The sequence below is a fragment of the Pseudoalteromonas sp. GW168-MNA-CIBAN-0100 genome (assembly GCF_040309225.1).
Lineage (GTDB): Bacteria > Pseudomonadota > Gammaproteobacteria > Enterobacterales > Alteromonadaceae > Pseudoalteromonas > Pseudoalteromonas arctica.
On sequence record NZ_JBEOOL010000016.1, the window covers coordinates 23,407 to 42,292 of the forward strand.

Consider the following 18,886-nt stretch of genomic DNA (forward strand, 5'->3'; position numbering starts at 1 on the left):
AACAACATGAATAGCCTTAAAGCTTTATGTTTAGTTGTGTTATTAGGTTGGCAGTTTACTGCCAGTGCTGAGCGCATAAAAGATGTGTCTATGGTTGAAGGCGTACGCTCTAACCAATTAGTTGGTTATGGCTTAGTGGTTGGTTTACCAGGCACTGGCGAGCAAAACTCATATACACAACAAAGTTTTAGAGGCATGTTGAACAGCTTTGGTATTACGCTACCTTCAACTCAAAGTCCTAAAATTAAAAATGTTGCCGCTGTTGCTGTGCATGCAGAATTACCCGCATTTAGAAAGCCCGGGCAAACAATAGATATTACGGTTTCTTCCATTGGTAGTGCAGGCAGTTTACGTGGTGGTACTTTACTACAAACTTTTTTAAAGGGTGTAGACGGTAACGTGTATGCAATTGCACAAGGTAGTTTAATTGTGGGAGGCCTAGGCGTAGAGGGCCTTGATGGAAGTAGAGTCGTAATTAATACTCCTACAGTTGGACGAATTCCCAATGGCGCAACAGTTGAACGCACCGTAGAAAGCCCGTTTATGCAAGGCGATTACATTACCTTCAACTTAAACCGCCCAGACTTTACAACGGCAAAACGCCTAGAAAAAACAATTAATGACTTAGTTGGCCCAAATAGTGCGCAGGCAATTGATTCTGTTTCTATTCGTGTCATAGCACCACGCGATGCATCCCAGCGTGTATCGTACTTATCAACACTCGAAAACTTAGAATTTAAGCCAGCTGACATGGCCGCTAAAATTATAGTTAACTCGCGTACAGGTACTATTGTTATTGGTAAAAATGTAACCCTACAGCCTGCTGCAGTGACCCATGGCGGTTTAACAGTCACCATTGCTGAGCAGCAAAATGTAGTGCAGCCAAATCCGCTAGCAAACGGTGATACAGTTGTCACACAGCAAAGCATTATTGATGTGAACCAAGACGACTCTCGTGCTTTTGTATTTAACCCAGGGGTAAGTCTTGACGATTTAGTTCGCGCAATTAACGAAGTAGGCGCAGCGCCTGGTGACTTAATGGCTATTTTAGAAGCGTTAAAAGAAGCGGGCGCAATTAATGGTCAGTTGATCGTTATTTAAAAACTCAAGCAAGTAACGTGTCACTCAAAGCTCTATATCTATTAAACAAAGATCTAGAGCTCTTTTATTTACAGCAACTTAAGTTTATTATTTTTATCTTCCTTGTTTTATCGGTAGTGGCTCAATTTTTGCATTTTTAACTGCATTATTCATTTTGTGTCAAAAAGCCGATGGAAACTAATCACCTCGATAAACAAAACTTTTTTGATTTAGGCAACTTAGATTCACTTCGTAAAGAAGCCTTAACGAGTGGCGATGCATCAACTGATGCTTCCAAAGCTGCGCTCAAAAAAGCGGCCGCACAATTTGAAGCTATTTTTACGCAAATGTTGCTCAAAGGAATGCGCAAAGCTAACGAAGCATTTGAAGATAAAGACAGTCCATTTAATTCAAGTGGCGTAAAGTTTTTTGAAGAAATGCACGATCAGCAACTTTCAACAGAGCTTTCATCAAATGGCTCGTTAGGCCTTGCCGATTTAATTGTTCAGCAGTTATCGCCTGAGTCTAAAAACTTTATGCCAGGCTCTGTACTTAGAACAACCAACGATATTTTTAGCGATACGCAAGTCGGATCCGCTCTTCCTCATGAGCAAAAAAATAAGCAATCCGATCTTATCGTTAAGAGTACTAAAGCCGATATTGCTGAGCCTAAGGTTAATACTGCAGAGTCTAAAACCGATAGCCCAACATTTAAAAATGCAGAAGAGTTTGTAAGTTCAGTGTGGGAACACGCTAAAACTGCAGCGCAAAAAATTGGTTTAAACCCAGCGGTAATGGTTGCTCAAGCGGCACTTGAAACCGGTTGGGGTAAACACATTATTAATAAAAGTGACGGTGGCAGCTCAAATAACTTATTTAATATTAAGTCAGATAAAAGCTGGGAAGGCGATAAAGCAAGCAAAGTAACGCTTGAGTTTGAACAAGGCACACCCGTTAAAAAACAAGCCAGCTTTAGAGCCTACGATTCAATTAAAGATAGCGTGAACGACTTCGTTGATTTTTTAACGCAAAACCCACGCTACAAAGAAGCATTACAAAATACAGCAAAACCAAACGACTTTTTAGATTCATTACAAAAAGCAGGTTATGCAACCGATCCAAATTATGCCAGCAAAATAAAAAAAGTGCTCAATAGCAGTCAGTTAAAAGACATTGCGGCAAACGTGATCCGCCAAGGAGTAGAGTAACATGTCGTTTAATTTATTAAACATTGCCAGTTCTGGGGTTAGAGCAAGCTCGGAGCTACTGCAAACGACAAGTAAAAATATCGCCAATGTTAATACCGTAGGTTACGTACGTGAGCGTACTGAATTTACCACTATGGTTGATAACCAAGTGGGGCGAGGTGAAACATATAGATTACTCAACGAGTTTGCTCAGTCACAGCTAAATCGTGACACCTCTAATAAATCGTTTTTCGATCAGTTTATTACTGAGGCAAATAGAGTTGATACTATTTTTTCTGAAGAGTCGAATAATCTATCAACTGGTATTAACTCTTTATTTAATAACGTGCAAGAAGCGCTAAATCAACCGTCATCTACCGTTGCCCGCTCATTAGTAATGACAGATGCGCAAAGCTTAATTGATCAAATGGATAGGCTTTCAGGCATCGTGCTTGATCAAAAAAGTGTAGTGAACGAGCAGCTCGAAATATTTTCAGATGAAGCAAACTCACTCATTCAAAGTATTAGTACGCTAAATCAAAATATTGCAGCAGTTAATGGTACTAATAATGCCGCAGATGCAAGCTCTACCTATAACGAACGCGATAAAGCAATACGCGACTTATCAGAGCTAATAGACATAGAAACGCTTGATGGTCCAAATGGCGAAAAACTCGTTTTTATGGGCACAGGTGAAGCGGTTGTTATGCAAAATGGTGCATTTAACTTATTTTCGATGACAGGCGACCCCGATCCTAATTTTAAAGAATTCACGCTTGACGTTAATGGTGGCAAAGCTGTGCCGCTTGAAGTTGATGTAAGTAAGCTTAAAGGCAAAATTGGCGGCTTACTTGCTTTTAGAGATGACATATTAGTCCCTGCGCAAAACCAAATTGGTCAAATGGGCTTAGCGATAGCTGATGCATTTAACGAACAAAACAAATTGGGTATGGATGCAACAGGTCAGCTAGGGGGTAATATTTTTAATATTCCTACCGTTGGCGCTTATGCGTATCAAGCTAACACAGGTACTGCCGGTATGACTGCAACGGTAGAGCCAGGTAAGGGCAGTGAACTTCCTGCCAGTGACTTTATTATTACTTATACAGCTAATGCTAATGAAGTAAGTATTCAGCCTATAGATAACAAAGGCGATCCGTTAGGGCAGCCTTCACTTGCTGATATATCGACAGGTGTTATTGATTCATCGACTATTACTACCGGAGAATCATTTGGTCTTCAAGTAAATGTATCTGGGGCAGGTGTTGAAGGCGATCAATTTCAAATAAAGCTTAATTCAGATGCTGCTTCAAGTATTACACTTGCAACAGGGCGCGCAGAAGATTTAGCACTAGCATCGCCAATCCGTACTGCTAACGATTTAAATAATATAGGCACCGCTACTATTTCAGCGGGAGAAGTAACAAGTGTTACCTCCGGTGGATTTACTTCAACACCAAGCTTAACGAATGGCGAAATAACGCTTGTTAAAACAGGTAATGCTAACGAATATCAAATTACAGATAATAGCGGAACGAATACTTTTACTATTACGCCTCCTGCAAAAGGCATGTTATCGCAAGCGGGTGCTCCATTTGATACCTACGGATTCGATTTTGATATAGAAGGTACACCAGCAACAGGCGACACTTTTACACTTGAGTTTAACGAAGGCGGCTTTGATGATAACCGTAATGGTTTAAAATTAGCTGATTTACAAAATGGTGAGTTAGTCCGTTTAAATGTAGAAACAACAGCAACGGCCGACAACCATAAAACGTTCAACCAAGCTTATTCAGGATTAGTGAGTGATATAGGTGTTATAACTGGCCAAGCAATCACAAGTGGGGCTGCATTTGATGCTCTAGCACAGCAATCTGAGGCATGGTACGAGTCGTTATCGGGTGTGAACCTTGATGAAGAGGCTGCAAATTTACTGCGTTTTCAGCAATCATATTCAGCATCAGCACAAGTTTTAGCAGCAGCTCAAGAAATTTTTGACACCTTATTAAATGCGGCGAGGTAATTATGCGTTTATCAAATAATTTAATGTACCAAAACAACATAAATAAAATACTCGACAACCAACAAGGTGTTGCAAATGCTCAAGAGCGAGTAACAACAGGTGAAAAGTATTTAACCACCTCAGAAGCGCCAGCTGCTATTTCGCAAGCTATGCTGTATTCAAATAAAATACAAACGAATGAGCAATACACTAAAAATATCGACCAGCTTACCGGCAGGCTAGAAACTGAAGAAAGCGTATTACAAAGCATAAATAGTAATATACAACAAGCGCAAGAGCTCACTATTCAGGCTGGTAATGGTGTTTACACCAAAGACGATTTAAAATCGATTGCATCAGAGCTTAGTGGCATTCAACAAACGTTAGCTAATTTAATGAACACCCGATCAGAAGACGGAAAATTCATATTTTCAGGATACCAAGACAGCACGCAGCCGTATCAGTTTGATTCTGCAGCGGGTGAGTACACCTATAATGGCGACCAGGGCCAGCACCAGATAACTATAGCTGAAGGTGTATCAATTAAAGCGAGTGATAACGGCTTTGATACGTTTGAAAAAACTAACGCGCGATTAAATGTAGAATCTAACACGGCAAGTGTTTCAGGCTCTATTACAGCGGCAAGTGTATATGTTGACGGCCAAGCTGAGTTTGATAAGTTTCATCAAGCAAATTACAACGCAGACCCTACAGCTCTAGCAACTGCAAATACATATAGTGTATTAGTAAGCTCAGGTGCTACAGCAACAGACCCACAAACCTACGAAATATACCGAGACGGCGCAGCACTAACCCCCGCAGTAACTGGCGAAGTTAACGATGATACAATTGAATACGCTGGTATGACGATTGAATTTGAAGGCACAGCACCTGGTCAACTCGATTTTAGCCTTGAAAAACCGGGCAAAGAAAACGTACTTAATACACTACAGACACTTATTACCGGCCTTAACGATGGCACACTTGAAGGTGAAGGCTTTCAGCAAGTACTTGCTGATGGCTTAGTGCAATTACAAAACGCGAGTGAGCAAGTAGTATTTACCCAAGCAAGTTTAGGTGGGCGTATGAATGCACTTGAAAGAGTAAGCGATTCAAACTTAGCGCTCGATATTCAAAATAAAAGTAATCGCTCTAACTTAGTTGAAGTTGATATGGCAGAAGCTATTAGCGAACTAACCAAACAAGAAACTGCACTGCAAGCATCGCAAGCTACTTTTGGCCGTTTAACTAACCTTTCATTATTCGATTACTTATAAGCAAGTTATAAGCAGAAATACCTTGCCGCTTTACCCACTTTAAAGCGGCAATACTTTGCGGCAAAAAAATGTCACTTCCTTCTAAACAACTTCACTCTTTATTTACAATTCAACAAATTATATATTTTCATTTAATAACAACCACTTAAAAACAAATTAAAGTTGGCACAGTAAATGCTTTTCTTATTGTAAGAAATTATCGAACAGTGGTTCCTGTTAAATCGTGTTGAACCACACTCTGTTTAAACCTAGGAGATGGTAAAATGGCATTAACAGTAAATACTAATGTGTCGTCACTAAACGCACAACGTAACTTAACTAAATCTGGCGAAGGCTTAGCAACTTCGATGGAGCGTTTGTCATCAGGTATGCGTATTAATAGCGCAAAAGATGATGCCGCCGGCCTACAAATTTCAAACCGCTTAACCTCACAGGTAAATGGACTAGCAGTTGCTCAGAGAAATGCTAATGATGGTATTTCAATGGCGCAAACGGCTGAAGGTGCAATGCAAGCTTCGACTGATATATTACAACGTATGCGAGAACTGGCATTGCAATCTGCGAATGGTTCTAATTCAGATTCTGATAGAGAAGCGTTGCAGAAAGAGGTAAGCGCTTTACAAACCGAGTTAACTCGTATCTCAGATACAACATCATTTGGTTCTCAAAAGCTATTAGATGGCTCGTTTGGGACTAAAAGCTTTCAAGTTGGTGCTAATGCAAATGAGACTATTTCAATGAGCTTAAGTAGTATTGCATCCACTGATATAGGAACAAATCAATTAACTCTAGCAGGGACCGGTTTAGGTGCTGCTGTTACTGGTACTGGTAATAATGGAGTAACTACATTAAGCCCAGCTGTAACTATAACAGGTAAAGACGGGCAAGCTAAAGCATTTGCCACTACAGCAAACGATGGAGCAGATACTCTCGCTACCTTAATTAACTCAAAGACTACGGATACAGGCGTAACAGCAGATGCAAGAACCGTAGTCGCAATAGATACATTAAGTGCATCTGGAGCTACTTCGTTTACATTGAATGGATCATCAATTACAGCAACAACATCTAGTCAGACTGATTATATTTCTATTGCAGAAGCTGTAAATGAAAAATCAGGTGCGCATGGCGTTACAGCTACTGTTGATGAAACGTTAGGTCTTGTATTGACCGATGAAAGTGGAAAAGACATTACAATTGGATCATTAACTGGTGCTACAGCATCTATTCGCGCCGTTGAGCATGACGGTAAAACAGCGAGTGCCACTGTGTTGGCTGCAGCTAGCTCAGCAACAGTCTCTGGTTCTATTAAATTGAATTCTACTGAATCATTTGCAGTTGCTAGTGCTAATGCTTTAATCGAGCCTACAGGGGCACAAGTATCCGCGAGCGTTGACGTTGGTACTATTAATTTAGGAACAACAAAAGGGGCGCAAGATGCGCTGGATATTATTGACGGAGCTCTTTCACAAATAGACTCTCAACGAGCTAGCTTAGGTGCAATTCAAAACAGATTTGGCCATACAATTAGTAATCTTGCAAATATTCAAGAAAATGTATCAGCGTCGCGTAGTAGAATCCAAGATACTGATTTTGCTACTGAAACAGCACAAATGACAAAAAATCAGATATTACAACAGGCCGGTACTTCAATTCTTTCTCAAGCTAACCAAATACCACAAGCTGCAATTAGCTTATTAGGTGGTTAGAGTTTAGTTTATTATTTGATGTGAGAAGAAGGCTCCAATATAGAGCCTTCTTTTTTATATGGAGAAGTTATGGGGATTAAAGAAAAGCTAAATAAGGCTGCTATACTTTATAAGCAAGAAGATTTTGATTTGGCGAGTGAAATTTTAAAAAAAGTATTAAAAAAAAATCCTAAACTATTTGATGCTTTACAATTAATGGCACTTACACTTCATGGAATGAAAAGGTTTGATGAAGCTATCGAATTATTTAATAAAGTTATAGCTAAGAATCCACAGCATGCTGCGAGTGTTAACAATTTAGCCAATGTTTATAGTGATATAGGTCAATTGAAATTAGCTGAAAGTACTTATTTAAAAGCAATTAATATTGATAATGCTTATGGCGACGCGTTAAATAATCTAGCAAACGTACAACGTAAACTAGGCAACTACATTAGCGCGGAAAAGAATTACAACAAGGCAGTCTTATGTGAACCAAGTAAAGCAGAGTACTATTTAAATTTAGGAGTGCTATTCAGCGAACGAGGACTATTTGAATTAGCCCTTAATGTACAATTAAAAGTTTTAGAATTAGATCCAAGCCAGTCAATCATATATTTTCATATATTTAATAACTTTATGTTTTTACACCGTTATCAAGATGCTCTGGAGTTCGCCGATTTAGGTTTGATAAATCATCAGCTAAATGACTTTCAGTTATGTGAGCTATTGATAGGGAAAGCTATTTTGTTTTGGCTTTCCGATAATGATGATGAAGGGCTAGAAGCGCTCGCTTTGAGTGAAATGATCCATCAGATAAATTCAGAGAACATAAATTTGAAAAACCATCGAGTGTTTCATAACTTACTCAAGTATTTATACCGATATAGGCACACAAACCGACAAGTCTATGAGGCTAATGAATTACCCACTATTTATTTTATTTCTGAAAGCCATGGTTTTTCAGCAAATGGTATTACAGTTGAACACGAAAATGAAAAGCACAAAATAAAGTCTCTTTTTATTACTGGCGCTAAAATATTCCACTTCACTAAAAGTGATGAACATAAATGCAAGGCTAGCCTAAATGTTCTGTTGAGCAATTTGCCCAAAGGAAGTACCTTAGCACTTGGGTTTGGTGAGATTGACTGTAGAATAAATGAAGGAGTTTTAAAATACAGTGTTAAATATAATAAAAACCCGCTCTCTATTATTGATGATATGTTGGAAAAATACATAACTATACTTAATAATGCAGCAAGCCTTAGAGAATATTCACTCATTATATATGGTGTTCCTTCACCGCATCCCTTAGTTTTCGAAGGGCTAACAAAAGAGCAAGCGGAGGAGTTCAAAAATTTAGTTTATCATTTTAATCATCTGCTTTATTTACAGTGTAAGAAAAGTGAAATTACATTCTTGGATGTATACAAGCTTACGAATGACAATGGTGTTAGTAACTTGAAATACCACAGCGATTATGTGCATGTTAAGCCTGAAACTTTACCAAAGCTTTTTGAATTGTTAAGCGAAGTATAAAAAAATAAAAAAAATATTAAAGTAATTCTTCAGACTGCCGTTAACTTAATCAGTACGGAGCTTGAACATATAATTGTGACAGCTCTTGGTTAAATCAAAACAGCAATATTACGAAAGTAATCAGGAGTTTTATTATGATTTCAGTAAACACAAATGTATCTTCATTAAACGCTCAGCGTAACCTATCGCAATCAGGCTCTGACCTAGCAACGTCAATGGAGCGTTTATCATCAGGTATGCGTATAAATAGTGCAAAAGATGATGCGGCAGGCCTGCAAATTTCAAACCGTTTAACATCACAAGTAAATGGTTTGGGTGTAGCACAACGAAATGCGAACGATGGCATATCAATGGCACAAACTGCTGAAGGTGCAATGTCAGCATCAACGGATATATTGCAACGTATGAGAGAGCTTGCATTACAATCGGCTAATGGCTCAAACTCAGATTCAGATAGAGAAGCTTTACAAAAGGAAGTTAGTGCTTTGCAAACTGAATTGACACGTATTTCAGATACAACATCATTTGGCTCTCAAAATCTTTTAGATGGTACTTTTGGTACTAAAAGTTTTCAAGTTGGCGCTAATGCTAATGAGACTATTTCGATGAGCTTAGGTAGTATTGCAGCTAGTGATATTGGCACTAATCAAGTTCTTTTAGGTGGCTCTGGTTTAGGTGCTGCAGTAGCTGGTCCTGCTAATGGTGTAGGCGCTGTAACTGGTGCTATTTCCATTACAGGCAAAGATGGTTTGGCGACAGCATTTGATACAACGGCAGGTGTCGAAGCTGATAGTTTAGCAACTAATATAAACGCTAAAACATCAAGTACAGGTGTAAGCGCAGATGCGAGAACAGTGGCATCAATATCAGGGCTATCAGCGGCTGGAGCAACTTCATTCTCTCTTAATGGATCAACTATATCTGCAACAACTTCTTCTACGTCGGATTATGCCTCGCTTGCAACTGCTATAAATGAAAAATCTGGTACACACGGAGTAACCGCTACTGTTGATGATACATTAGGATTGGTACTAACAGATGAAAGTGGCAAAGACATTGAAATTCTTGGTATGACAGGTGCTACTGCGACTATACAAGGTGTTGAACATGATGGTAAAACTCTGAATGCTACTACAGCATTGACAACTGCTGCAGCTGCAACTATTGGTGGCTCAATAAAGCTTAATTCTACAGAGTCATTTGCAGTGACTGCCGACGCTACCGCTGATACAACTACAGCTGCACAAGTTTCAGACAGTGTAAATGTAAGCTCTGTTGACTTAGGTACAGCTACTGGTGCTCAAAATGCTTTAGATATTATAGATGGTGCTTTAGCTGATATTGATTCGCAGAGAGCTAGTCTAGGTGCAATTCAAAATCGCTTTGACTACACTATAAGTAATTTAGCTAACATTGAAGAAAACGTGTCGGCTTCGCGTAGTCGTATTCAAGACACTGATTTTGCGACTGAAACTGCAGAAATGACGAAAAACCAAATATTGCAACAAGCGGGTACGTCAATTTTATCGCAAGCCAACCAGTTACCGCAAGCAGCACTTAGCTTATTAGGTTAATAAGTTAAAGTAGTAGCTTACTAGCTAGTACATAAAGTCAGTATTAGTTTTATAAAAAAAGGAGGTGGCTTTAGCTACCTCCTTTTGTGGTTTAAGAATATAAACTAAGCTATTGCTAGTTTAATTAAGTGAAAAATAGGAATCTGTTATGAATACAATTACTTCAAACGCAGAAATTACAACATTACCGACCTCCGTTGCTGGTGATGATAAGCAAGTAGGACAAGCTGCTCAAACTTTAACTGAGCGAGCAATTGATGATGTAAAGCAGGTGGATGCACAAAATCAACAAAAATTACAGCAAAACCAATACAACAATAATAATCAAGATGAAAAAGCTCAGCCGTTAGAGCGCGAACAACTAGAACAAATGGCGCAACAATTGCAGGATTTTATGGGTGAAATGAATCGCAGTTTACAATTTAAAGTTGATGAAGATTCAGGTCGCGATGTAATTAAAGTGCTTGATAAAAACAGTGGCGAAGTAATTAAGCAATATCCTTCTGAGGAAGTATTAAGCCTAGTTTCTAAACTGTCTGAATCTGCTGGTATTTTGATTGATCAAACAGTTTAGTAAGCACCTATAAGTGTTAACTTATAAAAGTTAGCTGGTTTATTTTTAAGTATTGAAGAGGTGAAGTATGGCTATTTCGTTTACTGGTTTAGGTTCTGGGTTAGCAGTATCAGATATTGTTGATGCACTAGTAAATGCAGAACAAGCACCTGCTGAAGCTCGATTAAATACAAGAGAAGGCAAGTTAACAACTGATATTTCAGCTGTAGGCGCACTAAAGTCAGCACTTGAAAAAGTGCAAACATCAATGGAAGCATTGGGCGATAGTGATAACTATCAAAAGCGAACTGCATCTGGCAACGATGATTTTATATCAATTAGTTCAGATAAAGATGCTCAGCCTGGTAGTTACAATGTAAAAGTAGATGCATTAGCGCAAGCGCATAAATTGTCATCCCCCGCATTTGCATCAGACGAGGCAATAGGTGCAGGTGTAATCACGATAGGCTCTGGCGCAAATAGTTTTTCTACGGTTTTATCGGCTACAAACACCTTAGAAGATTTACGAGACCAAATTAATAACGGACCTTTTACTGGCAGTGATAGTAATGACTCTGTTACCGCCACTATAGTTACCAGTGATACCGGCCAGCATTTAGTGCTTACTAGTAAAGAAACTGGCGAAGACAACGCAATTACAATAACCGTACAAGACGATGACGGTAATAATACTGATACAGGTGGCCTATCTCGGTTAGCTTATGATGTGTCAGACGCAGACCCAGCCAATCACACTACTAACCTTACTGAAGTAAACGCTGCGCAAAACGCACAAATAACGATTGATGGCACGCTAACTGTATCAAGTAATACTAATGAATTTAGTAATGTAATTGATGGCGTGGATATAACAGCTAAAAAATTACATGATGTTGATGACGATATTAGTGATATATCGGTTACCGAAAATAACAATAATATAAAATCTGGGCTAGAGAATTTTATTGAAAGTTACAATGATCTGCTTGAACTTAGTAAAAATTTAGGTGCGTCTAGTACTGATGGTGTAGGTGTTATGGCTGGTGACTCACTACTTCGTGGTGTTATGTCAAAGTTACGTAGTGAAATCACTGAGTCAGTTGATTTAGGAGATGGTAACTCATTATCACTTTCGCAATTAGGTGTAGAAACAGACCGCTACGGTGTTTTAACCCTAAATACAGAAACACTCGACGAGCAAATAGACGCTAATGTAAATTTAGTGCAGCAGTTTTTTGTAGGTGATGACGATGATGGCTTTGCACAGTCGTTTGATGAGCTAATGAGCTTTTATACAGATTCTGACGGCATTATTCAAAATCGAATCGACAGTAAAACGAACCAACTTGATGATTTAGATGATCAGCGCGTGAGCCTTGCCAGTAAAATGGAGTCGCTATCATCTCGACTATATGCTCAGTATAATGCGATGGATTTATTAGTAGCGAGCCTTAATAACACCAGCAGCTATGTCCAAGCTCAATTAGAGAACATGCCAGGCGTAGTTAGGCAATCAAATTAAGAGCTGAGTTAAAGGTATTACGAATCAATAAAAAACCGCTAAGTTTAAATTTAGCGGTTTTTTGTGTATTATTCTTTGATTCAAATAGTAAGCTATAGCCATGTATTTAGTTAGAATAAAGGTCGTTTATTAGGTCTGTTTACTAGGTGTTTTTATAAGCTTTAATGGCCTTACCAGACTTTTTATGTTTAATAATAGCTTTAGATGATTCGTTTTTTGCACTATTTGCTTTTACTAAAATAGTATTTATACGAAACTGAATTAATTCTAATTGCTCTGCGCTTGGACCTTCACTACTTTCGCACCATTGCTTTAGTTTAGTATTTAAAGTGTCTAAAAAAGGCTGAGTTTCGTCTGCATTATTATCATTTACTAACACTTCAATTTTACTAAGCAACGTTTGTATGAGCTCAGAGTAGTTAGTTAGTGGCTCTGAAGATGTTTGCGAGTCCATAATTTAAATTAAACCGCAGGGTTTCGTTGATCTAGCGGAATGTTATCCCAGCCTTCTTTAATTTCTTTAACAATACTTGATACTTCAATAATGGCTTCAATATCGTTGTTTAAGTTAGCTTGCGTTAAACGGCGTTGGCAGTAATCGTAAAGTGCCAATAAATTGTTAGAAATACTAGGGTCTTGTTCTACTTCTAAATTAAGTGCGTCTTGTAGGGCACCAAATAATAAAACACAGGCTGAAATGTTTTCACCTTTTTTTTGTATTTCTTTGCGCTCAATAAACCCTTTTGTTGCTGCTAAGCGACCGATAATATTACTGAATATAAGGTTTATTTGTTCGTAAGGAGCCATTTCGGCAATACTACTGGCACGAACTTGACCGTATTTTTTTACTGAGACATGAGCCATGGGAAAATCCTAAAATTTAAAACGATAAAATTATGTGAAAGCGATTATAAAAACTTATATAAAAAATCAATAAAGCTTTTATACTTTTATAAGAACAAAGCAATATTAATGCCAAGCATTTTCACTTATCTATGTATCGGCATTTGTAACTTCAACTTAAATTTATAATTGAGTTTATTTACTAACAATAGCATTTTTATTGCCGAGTAAATTAATTTTTAAGGCTAAGTTGTATTTAGGTAATCGTTAAGTAATCGCTGAGTAATAACTAAGTTAAAACTACAACTCATACTTAATGATTAACTATTAAGTATGATTGACTTAACTAGCCCGCCTGTTTTTTGGCGTTTATGTCAAAAAACTGCCGCTACCACTTGCATCCATGCTGAACTGGCTTACAATTTAACTAATTATACAAATTAGTGAAAGTACGGCTCGCTAAATATGATCTTGATTTTAGATAATAATAACAACCGCGCAATAGGATTAAATGCTTCACTTGGCTTTATTGGTGAAGCTGCTCAACTATTAAGCGAAGACTGCTTTGAACAAGAATGCAAAAAATATCAGCAGCAAGAATGCATGATTATTTTAGGAGCGTTGCAATCACTTGACCACGAAAGCTTAATTAAACGCTATCCAACATTACCGTTTTTATTAATTGGCGAAACGCTAAAACCACTATTAAGTATAGCTAATGTGGTGGGGCTTATTTGCGAGCCATTTAATCACGAAGTGACAACTCAGTTACTTCACGATTGCCAGCAGTATCAGCGTATGCTGCCTAATGAGCATAAGCATACTAAACCGCATAAAATTTTTGATGGGCTAGTTGGTGAAACAGATGCCGTAAAAGATGTTCGCTTTTTAATTGAACAAGTGGCAAAAACCGACGCTAATGTTTTAATTTTAGGCGAATCAGGCACAGGTAAAGAAGTGGTTGCCCGTAATGTACACCTGCTTTCAAAGCGTATTAATGGACCGTTTGTACCAGTTAACTGTGGTGCTATACCGGCAGAACTGCTCGAAAGTGAACTATTTGGCCACGAAAAAGGCGCGTTTACTGGTGCTATATCGGCTCGTAAAGGGCGGTTTGAACTAGCTCAAGGCGGGACGCTATTTTTAGATGAAATAGGCGATATGCCACTGCAAATGCAAGTTAAGTTGCTGCGAGTATTGCAAGAGCGAAGTTACGAACGTGTTGGTGGTACAAAGGCTATCCAAGCTGATGTACGCGTTATTGCAGCCACGCATCGTAACCTAGAAACAATGATTGAAGAGGGGAGTTTTAGGGAAGATTTATATTACCGCTTAAATGTATTTCCTATCGAAAACCCATCGCTTAGTGAACGTGCTGATGATATTCCGCTGCTTTTAAAAGAGTTAATGCGCCGTGTTAACGACCAAACAGGTTCTACCGCTAAGTTTACCGAGCGCGCTGTTGAGAGCTTAAAAGAACATGCTTGGCCTGGTAATATTCGTGAGCTTGCTAACTTAGTGGAACGTATGGTTATTATGTTTCCTGAAAAAGTGGTTGATATTCCCGATTTACCTAATAAATATCGTTACATTGAAGTTGAAGCCTACGAACCAGAATACCCTGAAGAGTTAATGGAAAAAGACGCTTTTAACGACATATTTAGCACCGGTTTTAGCGATTACGAAAGTGAGCCAGACGCTGAGTTTAGCCAAACGGGTAGTGGGCTATTGCCAGATGATGGTATTGAACTTAAAGATTATTTAGCCGAACTTGAAATTAGCTTAATAACCCAAGCGTTAGAGCGCTATGATTACGTTGTAGCTCGCGCTGCAGAAATACTAGGTGTACGCAGAACAACACTCGTTGAGAAAATGAAAAAGTATAATCTTTCAAGAGATTAAGGTTTAAAAGCAGCTGTCAGTGTTTAGTTATAAATTGGCCAAACACAGTAGATAAATAACCCCTCGTTTTGTAGGTGCGGTTTTATACCGCACTTTACTTAAAAATATTAGCAAGAGCGCGAAGTAAATTCGCACCTACACGGTTTTTACTTTTGTTGTAGACGCTAGACTGCTCGCGTGAAAAACGAAGGTAAATGAGAAACCATAGTCAACTTACGCTTTACTTCTCTAAAGCGCAGCGTCTCTTAACCTCTTTGTGAACAAATCACTTTTATGGTTTTTAATCACTTACCGCTTAAAGCCTTAATAATTTCTTCTTTTCTAAAACACTCATTACTGTGATCGTTAACCATGCCGCAGGCCTGCATGTGAGCATAAACTGTTGTAGGCCCTAAAAACTTAAAGCCGCGTTTTTTTAAATCTTTAGCAAATGCGGTTGATGCCTCTGTAATTGCAGGATAATCCTCAACGTTATTCAAATTACTTATAATCGGCTTATTATCCACAAACTGCCATTGGTAGTTACTAAAGCTACCAAATTCTTTTTGTATTTCTATAAAGCACTTTGCGTTGTTAACAGTTGCCGCAATTTTTAAGCGATTGCGCACAATACCCTCATTAAGCATTAATCTCTCAATATCATCTTGTGTGAATTGTGCCACTTTATTTACATCAAAATTAGCAAATGCTTTTTTATAACCGCTGCGTTTTTTTAAAATTGTATACCAGCTTAAACCCGCTTGCGCTGATTCAAGCGTAATAAATTCAAACAGCTTTGTATCATCATAAAGAGGGACGCCCCATTCTTCATCGTGGTAAATAACGTAGTCGGGTTTAGTGGTGTCGAGCCACGGGCAACGGCACTTTATTTGCTCACTCATTATTATTCCTTTTTGTGTGCGTCATTTTAATGTCGCTCAAATTATTGATGTAACTTAATGATAAGTATGTAAATAAATTTTGGTATAAATCGTGCATTTAGACATATATCTACATCAATTCGAGATTTGATTATGGCCCTTGCTAGCGTGCTAAAACCACAGTTTTTTTCTGCAAATCAGTATAACCCATGTTTACTTCAAGAGGAGTACATTGGTGAATTAAGCGATCTGCGCAAGCAAGCAAGTTGGCTTTCGCACTTGGTTGATACCATGCCAGCAGGCGTGGTTGTACTTGATGGCAAAGGCTTGATTGCAAAAGCGAATCAAATAGCGATTGATATGCTTGGCGAGCCACTTGAAGGCGAACGCTGGTTTAATGTTATTCAGCGCTCTTTTAGGCCGCATCAAGATGATGGCCACGAAGTGTCTTTAAAAGACGGGCGCCTAATAAAGCTTGATATTACCGCTTTAGCACCAGAGCCTGGGCAACTTATTTTAATGACGGATTTAACCGAAACTCGCCGCTTACAAAAACGTGTTGCACATATGCAGCGATTAAGCGCGCTGGGTAAAATGGTTGCGTCACTGGCGCATCAAGTCCGTACGCCGCTCTCAGCCGCTATGCTTTACGCCGCTAATTTAGGGTCAAAGCGCTTACCCGAAGCATCTCGCGATAACTTTCAAACAAAGTTAATGTCGCGTTTAAAAGATTTAGAAACTCAAGTAAACGACATGCTGTTATTTGCTAAAAGTGGCGATCAGCAGGTTGTTGAGCAAGTTTCAATGCAGCAGCTTTTAACAGAAGTTAAAGCGGGCGCTGATGCGATGGTCGCACTTAATGAAAGTGAACTGGATGTAAGCTTACCAGAGCCAGATATACAAATAGTCGGTAATAAAACGGCATTGGCCAGTGCTATTCAAAATCTTGTGCACAATAGTATTCAAGTTATCGGCGGCGGTGCAAAAGTAAAAATTAGCGCACAAAGAGATTTAAAAGATTTAGATATGGTTCGTATTAGTGTGAGCGACAATGGCCCAGGTGTTGATTTAAGCCAAAGCGATAAAATTTTTGAACCATTTTTTACTACAAAAAGTCAGGGCACAGGTTTAGGACTTGCTGTAGTGAGTTCGGTAGCTAGTGCGCACCAAGGCCGTGTTGATGTGACCAATAATACGCAGGGTGGTGCCTGCTTTAGCTTGTTACTGCCTATTAAGACAACATCTAAACTAGAGGGTTCATTATGAGTAACACTATTTTAGTTGTCGAAGATGACGCTGGGCTTCGTGAAGCCTTAATAGATACCCTTGAAATGTCGGGTATTGAATGTGTTGCAGCCAACAGTGCTGAGCAAGCAATGTTACTGCTTAAAAAAGATCAATTTTCGCTTGTTGTAAGCGACGTGCAAATGGGCGCAATGAGTGGCCTTGATTTACTACGCAGTATTAAATTAAACCACCCTGATTTACCTGTATTGATGATGACGGCGTACGCCACAATCGACGATGCGGTAGAAGCCATGCGCCTAGGTGCAATTGACTACATGGCTAAACCATTTGCACCTGAAGTGCTGTTAAATATGGTGAGTCGTTATTTGCCTGAAAAAGCAAAAGAAACCGATGGCCCCATTGTTGCCGACCCAACTAGTATTCAATTATTGGAGCTTGCGAGTAAAGTAGCACGCTCTGATGCAAGTGTAATGGTACTTGGCCCAAGTGGTTCGGGTAAGGAAGTACTTGCGCGTTATATTCATGATAAGTCGAGCCGGTGTAATGAGCCATTTGTGGCAATTAACTGTGCGGCCATACCTGAAAATATGCTCGAAGCCACGTTATTTGGTTATGAAAAAGGGGCTTTTACGGGCGCGATTCAAGCATGTCCGGGTAAGTTTGAGCAAGCACAGGGCGGGACTATTTTACTTGATGAAATTACTGAGATGGACTTAGGGCTACAAGCTAAACTTTTACGCGTACTGCAAGAACGTGAAGTAGAGCGTTTAGGGGGTCGTAAAACAATCCAGCTCGATGTACGTATTTTGGCAACCAGTAATCGTGATTTAAAAGAAGCCGTGTCTGAAAATCAGTTTAGAGAAGATTTATATTACAGGCTTAATGTTTTTCCACTAATGTGGCGACCATTGTGCCAACGCCCTGGCGATATTATTGTATTGGCTAAGCATTTAATTGAGCGCCATATAAGTAAAAGCAAAGAGCCTATGGCGTACTTAGATAAAGCTGCCGAGCAAAAGTTACTGGCTCACGCGTGGCCTGGTAATGTGCGCGAGCTTGATAACGTTATACAGCGTGCACTTATATTGCGCACGGGTAACACAATAAACGAGCATGCTATTTTTATCGAAAACTTAGTATCTAATAACTTTGTTATGGAGCCATCATTGGCACCAGCGCAAACAGTATCGCCAACAGAATTAGCTCATGCAGATAAAGGTGTTGATAAAAGCACGTTAAGCTCTGCATATTATGATGAAAAATTGCATGCTGAGGATGAGCCTAATCAAGGTTTACTAGCGGCAGATACCGGTAGCTATAAAGATGAGCTTAAAGACAAAGAGCATCGTATTATTTTAGAAACCCTTGCGCGTTGCCAAGGCAAGCGTAAAGACGTTGCCGAAACGTTGGGCATAAGCCCACGAACTTTACGTTATAAACTAGCGCAAATGCGCGATTTAGGTATTTCACTTCCTGCATAACCTCCTATAAACCCTAAGTTTGCGCTGCGAACTTAGGGTTGTCAAAACTCTGACTAACACAAATTGAAGTTAACCTATTGTATTTTAATGATTAATTATTTGGCATGTTTTGTGCTTTATTACTTGT

15 protein-coding genes are annotated in these 18,886 nt (G+C 39.0%); 12 read left to right on the plus strand and 3 right to left on the minus strand.

Annotated features, from left to right (window positions below; all coding sequences use genetic code 11):
* Positions 1-6: 6 nt before the first annotated feature.
* The 9 genes from AAEY62_RS11235 (at position 7) to fliD (ending at position 12,425) form a co-directional block, all read left to right on the plus strand.
* Positions 7-1,101, plus strand: coding sequence for a flagellar basal body P-ring protein FlgI (locus AAEY62_RS11235; protein ID WP_024589963.1), 1,095 nt, complete (start codon positions 7-9; stop codon positions 1,099-1,101).
* Between the two features lie 170 nt (positions 1,102-1,271).
* Entirely contained in the window at positions 1,272-2,288 is a 1,017-nt protein-coding gene (gene flgJ, locus AAEY62_RS11240; RefSeq protein ID WP_290293277.1) for a flagellar assembly peptidoglycan hydrolase FlgJ, read from the plus strand.
* A gap of 1 nt (position 2,289) precedes the next feature.
* Positions 2,290-4,293: a flagellar hook-associated protein FlgK gene (flgK, locus tag AAEY62_RS11245; protein ID WP_350634952.1), complete on the plus strand. Its 2,004-nt coding sequence runs from the start codon at positions 2,290-2,292 to the stop codon at positions 4,291-4,293.
* Between the two features lie 2 nt (positions 4,294-4,295).
* Positions 4,296-5,549, plus strand: a complete 1,254-nt coding sequence (gene flgL, locus AAEY62_RS11250; protein ID WP_350634953.1) for a flagellar hook-associated protein FlgL — start codon at positions 4,296-4,298, stop codon at positions 5,547-5,549.
* 263 nt (positions 5,550-5,812) lie between these two features.
* Positions 5,813-7,258, plus strand: coding sequence for a flagellin (locus AAEY62_RS11255; RefSeq protein WP_350634954.1), 1,446 nt, complete (start codon positions 5,813-5,815; stop codon positions 7,256-7,258).
* Positions 7,259-7,327: 69 nt separating this feature from the next.
* Positions 7,328-8,776 (plus strand): tetratricopeptide repeat protein, encoded by a 1,449-nt coding sequence (locus AAEY62_RS11260; RefSeq protein WP_350634955.1) that lies wholly within the window; start codon positions 7,328-7,330, stop codon positions 8,774-8,776.
* A 134-nt stretch (positions 8,777-8,910) separates the two neighbouring features.
* Positions 8,911-10,350, plus strand: coding sequence for a flagellin (locus AAEY62_RS11265; RefSeq protein WP_350634956.1), 1,440 nt, complete (start codon positions 8,911-8,913; stop codon positions 10,348-10,350).
* Between the two features lie 148 nt (positions 10,351-10,498).
* Positions 10,499-10,924 (plus strand): flagellar protein FlaG, encoded by a 426-nt coding sequence (locus AAEY62_RS11270; protein WP_350634957.1) that lies wholly within the window; start codon positions 10,499-10,501, stop codon positions 10,922-10,924.
* 67 nt (positions 10,925-10,991) lie between these two features.
* Positions 10,992-12,425 carry a flagellar filament capping protein FliD gene (gene fliD, locus AAEY62_RS11275; RefSeq protein WP_350634958.1) on the plus strand — a complete coding sequence of 478 codons (1,434 nt, stop codon included), beginning with the start codon at positions 10,992-10,994 and terminating at the stop codon, positions 12,423-12,425.
* Between the two features lie 142 nt (positions 12,426-12,567).
* Here the strand turns inward: fliD and AAEY62_RS11280 are convergent, their stop codons facing one another.
* Positions 12,568-12,879: a hypothetical protein gene (locus tag AAEY62_RS11280; RefSeq protein WP_350634959.1), complete on the minus strand. Its 312-nt coding sequence runs from the start codon at positions 12,877-12,879 to the stop codon at positions 12,568-12,570.
* 8 nt (positions 12,880-12,887) lie between these two features.
* A complete protein-coding gene (fliS, locus tag AAEY62_RS11285) occupies positions 12,888-13,289 on the minus strand; it encodes a flagellar export chaperone FliS (protein WP_350634960.1) in 402 nt (133 codons plus the stop codon).
* A gap of 444 nt (positions 13,290-13,733) precedes the next feature.
* Between fliS and AAEY62_RS11290 the strand changes: the two genes are divergently transcribed.
* Positions 13,734-15,170 carry a sigma-54 dependent transcriptional regulator gene (locus AAEY62_RS11290; RefSeq protein WP_101216692.1) on the plus strand — a complete coding sequence of 479 codons (1,437 nt, stop codon included), beginning with the start codon at positions 13,734-13,736 and terminating at the stop codon, positions 15,168-15,170.
* 284 nt (positions 15,171-15,454) lie between these two features.
* On the opposite strand, the gene AAEY62_RS11295 is transcribed toward AAEY62_RS11290, so the two are convergent.
* Entirely contained in the window at positions 15,455-16,051 is a 597-nt protein-coding gene (locus AAEY62_RS11295; protein WP_350634961.1) for a DNA-3-methyladenine glycosylase I, read from the minus strand.
* A gap of 132 nt (positions 16,052-16,183) precedes the next feature.
* Between AAEY62_RS11295 and AAEY62_RS11300 the strand changes: the two genes are divergently transcribed.
* Positions 16,184-17,296: a sensor histidine kinase gene (locus AAEY62_RS11300; protein ID WP_350634962.1), complete on the plus strand. Its 1,113-nt coding sequence runs from the start codon at positions 16,184-16,186 to the stop codon at positions 17,294-17,296.
* The gene (locus AAEY62_RS11305; RefSeq protein ID WP_350634963.1) at positions 17,293-18,759 is read left to right on the plus strand and encodes a sigma-54-dependent transcriptional regulator; all 1,467 of its coding nucleotides are present in this window, start codon (positions 17,293-17,295) and stop codon (positions 18,757-18,759) included. Before AAEY62_RS11300 ends, AAEY62_RS11305 begins: the two co-directional genes overlap by 4 nt.
* The last annotated feature ends 127 nt before the right edge of the window (positions 18,760-18,886 follow it).

Bases quoted from the DNA above. Each gene is read 5' to 3' on its own strand.
- AAEY62_RS11235 (WP_024589963.1), top strand. From the start codon at position 7: ATGAATAGCCTTAAAGCTTTATGTTTAGTTGTGTTATTAGGTTGGCAG.
- flgJ (WP_290293277.1), top strand. From the start codon at position 1,272: ATGGAAACTAATCACCTCGATAAACAAAACTTTTTTGATTTAGGCAAC.
- flgK (WP_350634952.1), top strand. From the start codon at position 2,290: ATGTCGTTTAATTTATTAAACATTGCCAGTTCTGGGGTTAGAGCAAGC.
- flgL (WP_350634953.1), top strand. From the start codon at position 4,296: ATGCGTTTATCAAATAATTTAATGTACCAAAACAACATAAATAAAATA.
- AAEY62_RS11255 (WP_350634954.1), top strand. From the start codon at position 5,813: ATGGCATTAACAGTAAATACTAATGTGTCGTCACTAAACGCACAACGT.
- AAEY62_RS11260 (WP_350634955.1), top strand. From the start codon at position 7,328: ATGGGGATTAAAGAAAAGCTAAATAAGGCTGCTATACTTTATAAGCAA.
- AAEY62_RS11265 (WP_350634956.1), top strand. From the start codon at position 8,911: ATGATTTCAGTAAACACAAATGTATCTTCATTAAACGCTCAGCGTAAC.
- AAEY62_RS11270 (WP_350634957.1), top strand. From the start codon at position 10,499: ATGAATACAATTACTTCAAACGCAGAAATTACAACATTACCGACCTCC.
- fliD (WP_350634958.1), top strand. From the start codon at position 10,992: ATGGCTATTTCGTTTACTGGTTTAGGTTCTGGGTTAGCAGTATCAGAT.
- AAEY62_RS11280 (WP_350634959.1), bottom strand. From the start codon at position 12,879: ATGGACTCGCAAACATCTTCAGAGCCACTAACTAACTACTCTGAGCTC.
- fliS (WP_350634960.1), bottom strand. From the start codon at position 13,289: ATGGCTCATGTCTCAGTAAAAAAATACGGTCAAGTTCGTGCCAGTAGT.
- AAEY62_RS11290 (WP_101216692.1), top strand. From the start codon at position 13,734: ATGATCTTGATTTTAGATAATAATAACAACCGCGCAATAGGATTAAAT.
- AAEY62_RS11295 (WP_350634961.1), bottom strand. From the start codon at position 16,051: ATGAGTGAGCAAATAAAGTGCCGTTGCCCGTGGCTCGACACCACTAAA.
- AAEY62_RS11300 (WP_350634962.1), top strand. From the start codon at position 16,184: ATGGCCCTTGCTAGCGTGCTAAAACCACAGTTTTTTTCTGCAAATCAG.
- AAEY62_RS11305 (WP_350634963.1), top strand. From the start codon at position 17,293: ATGAGTAACACTATTTTAGTTGTCGAAGATGACGCTGGGCTTCGTGAA.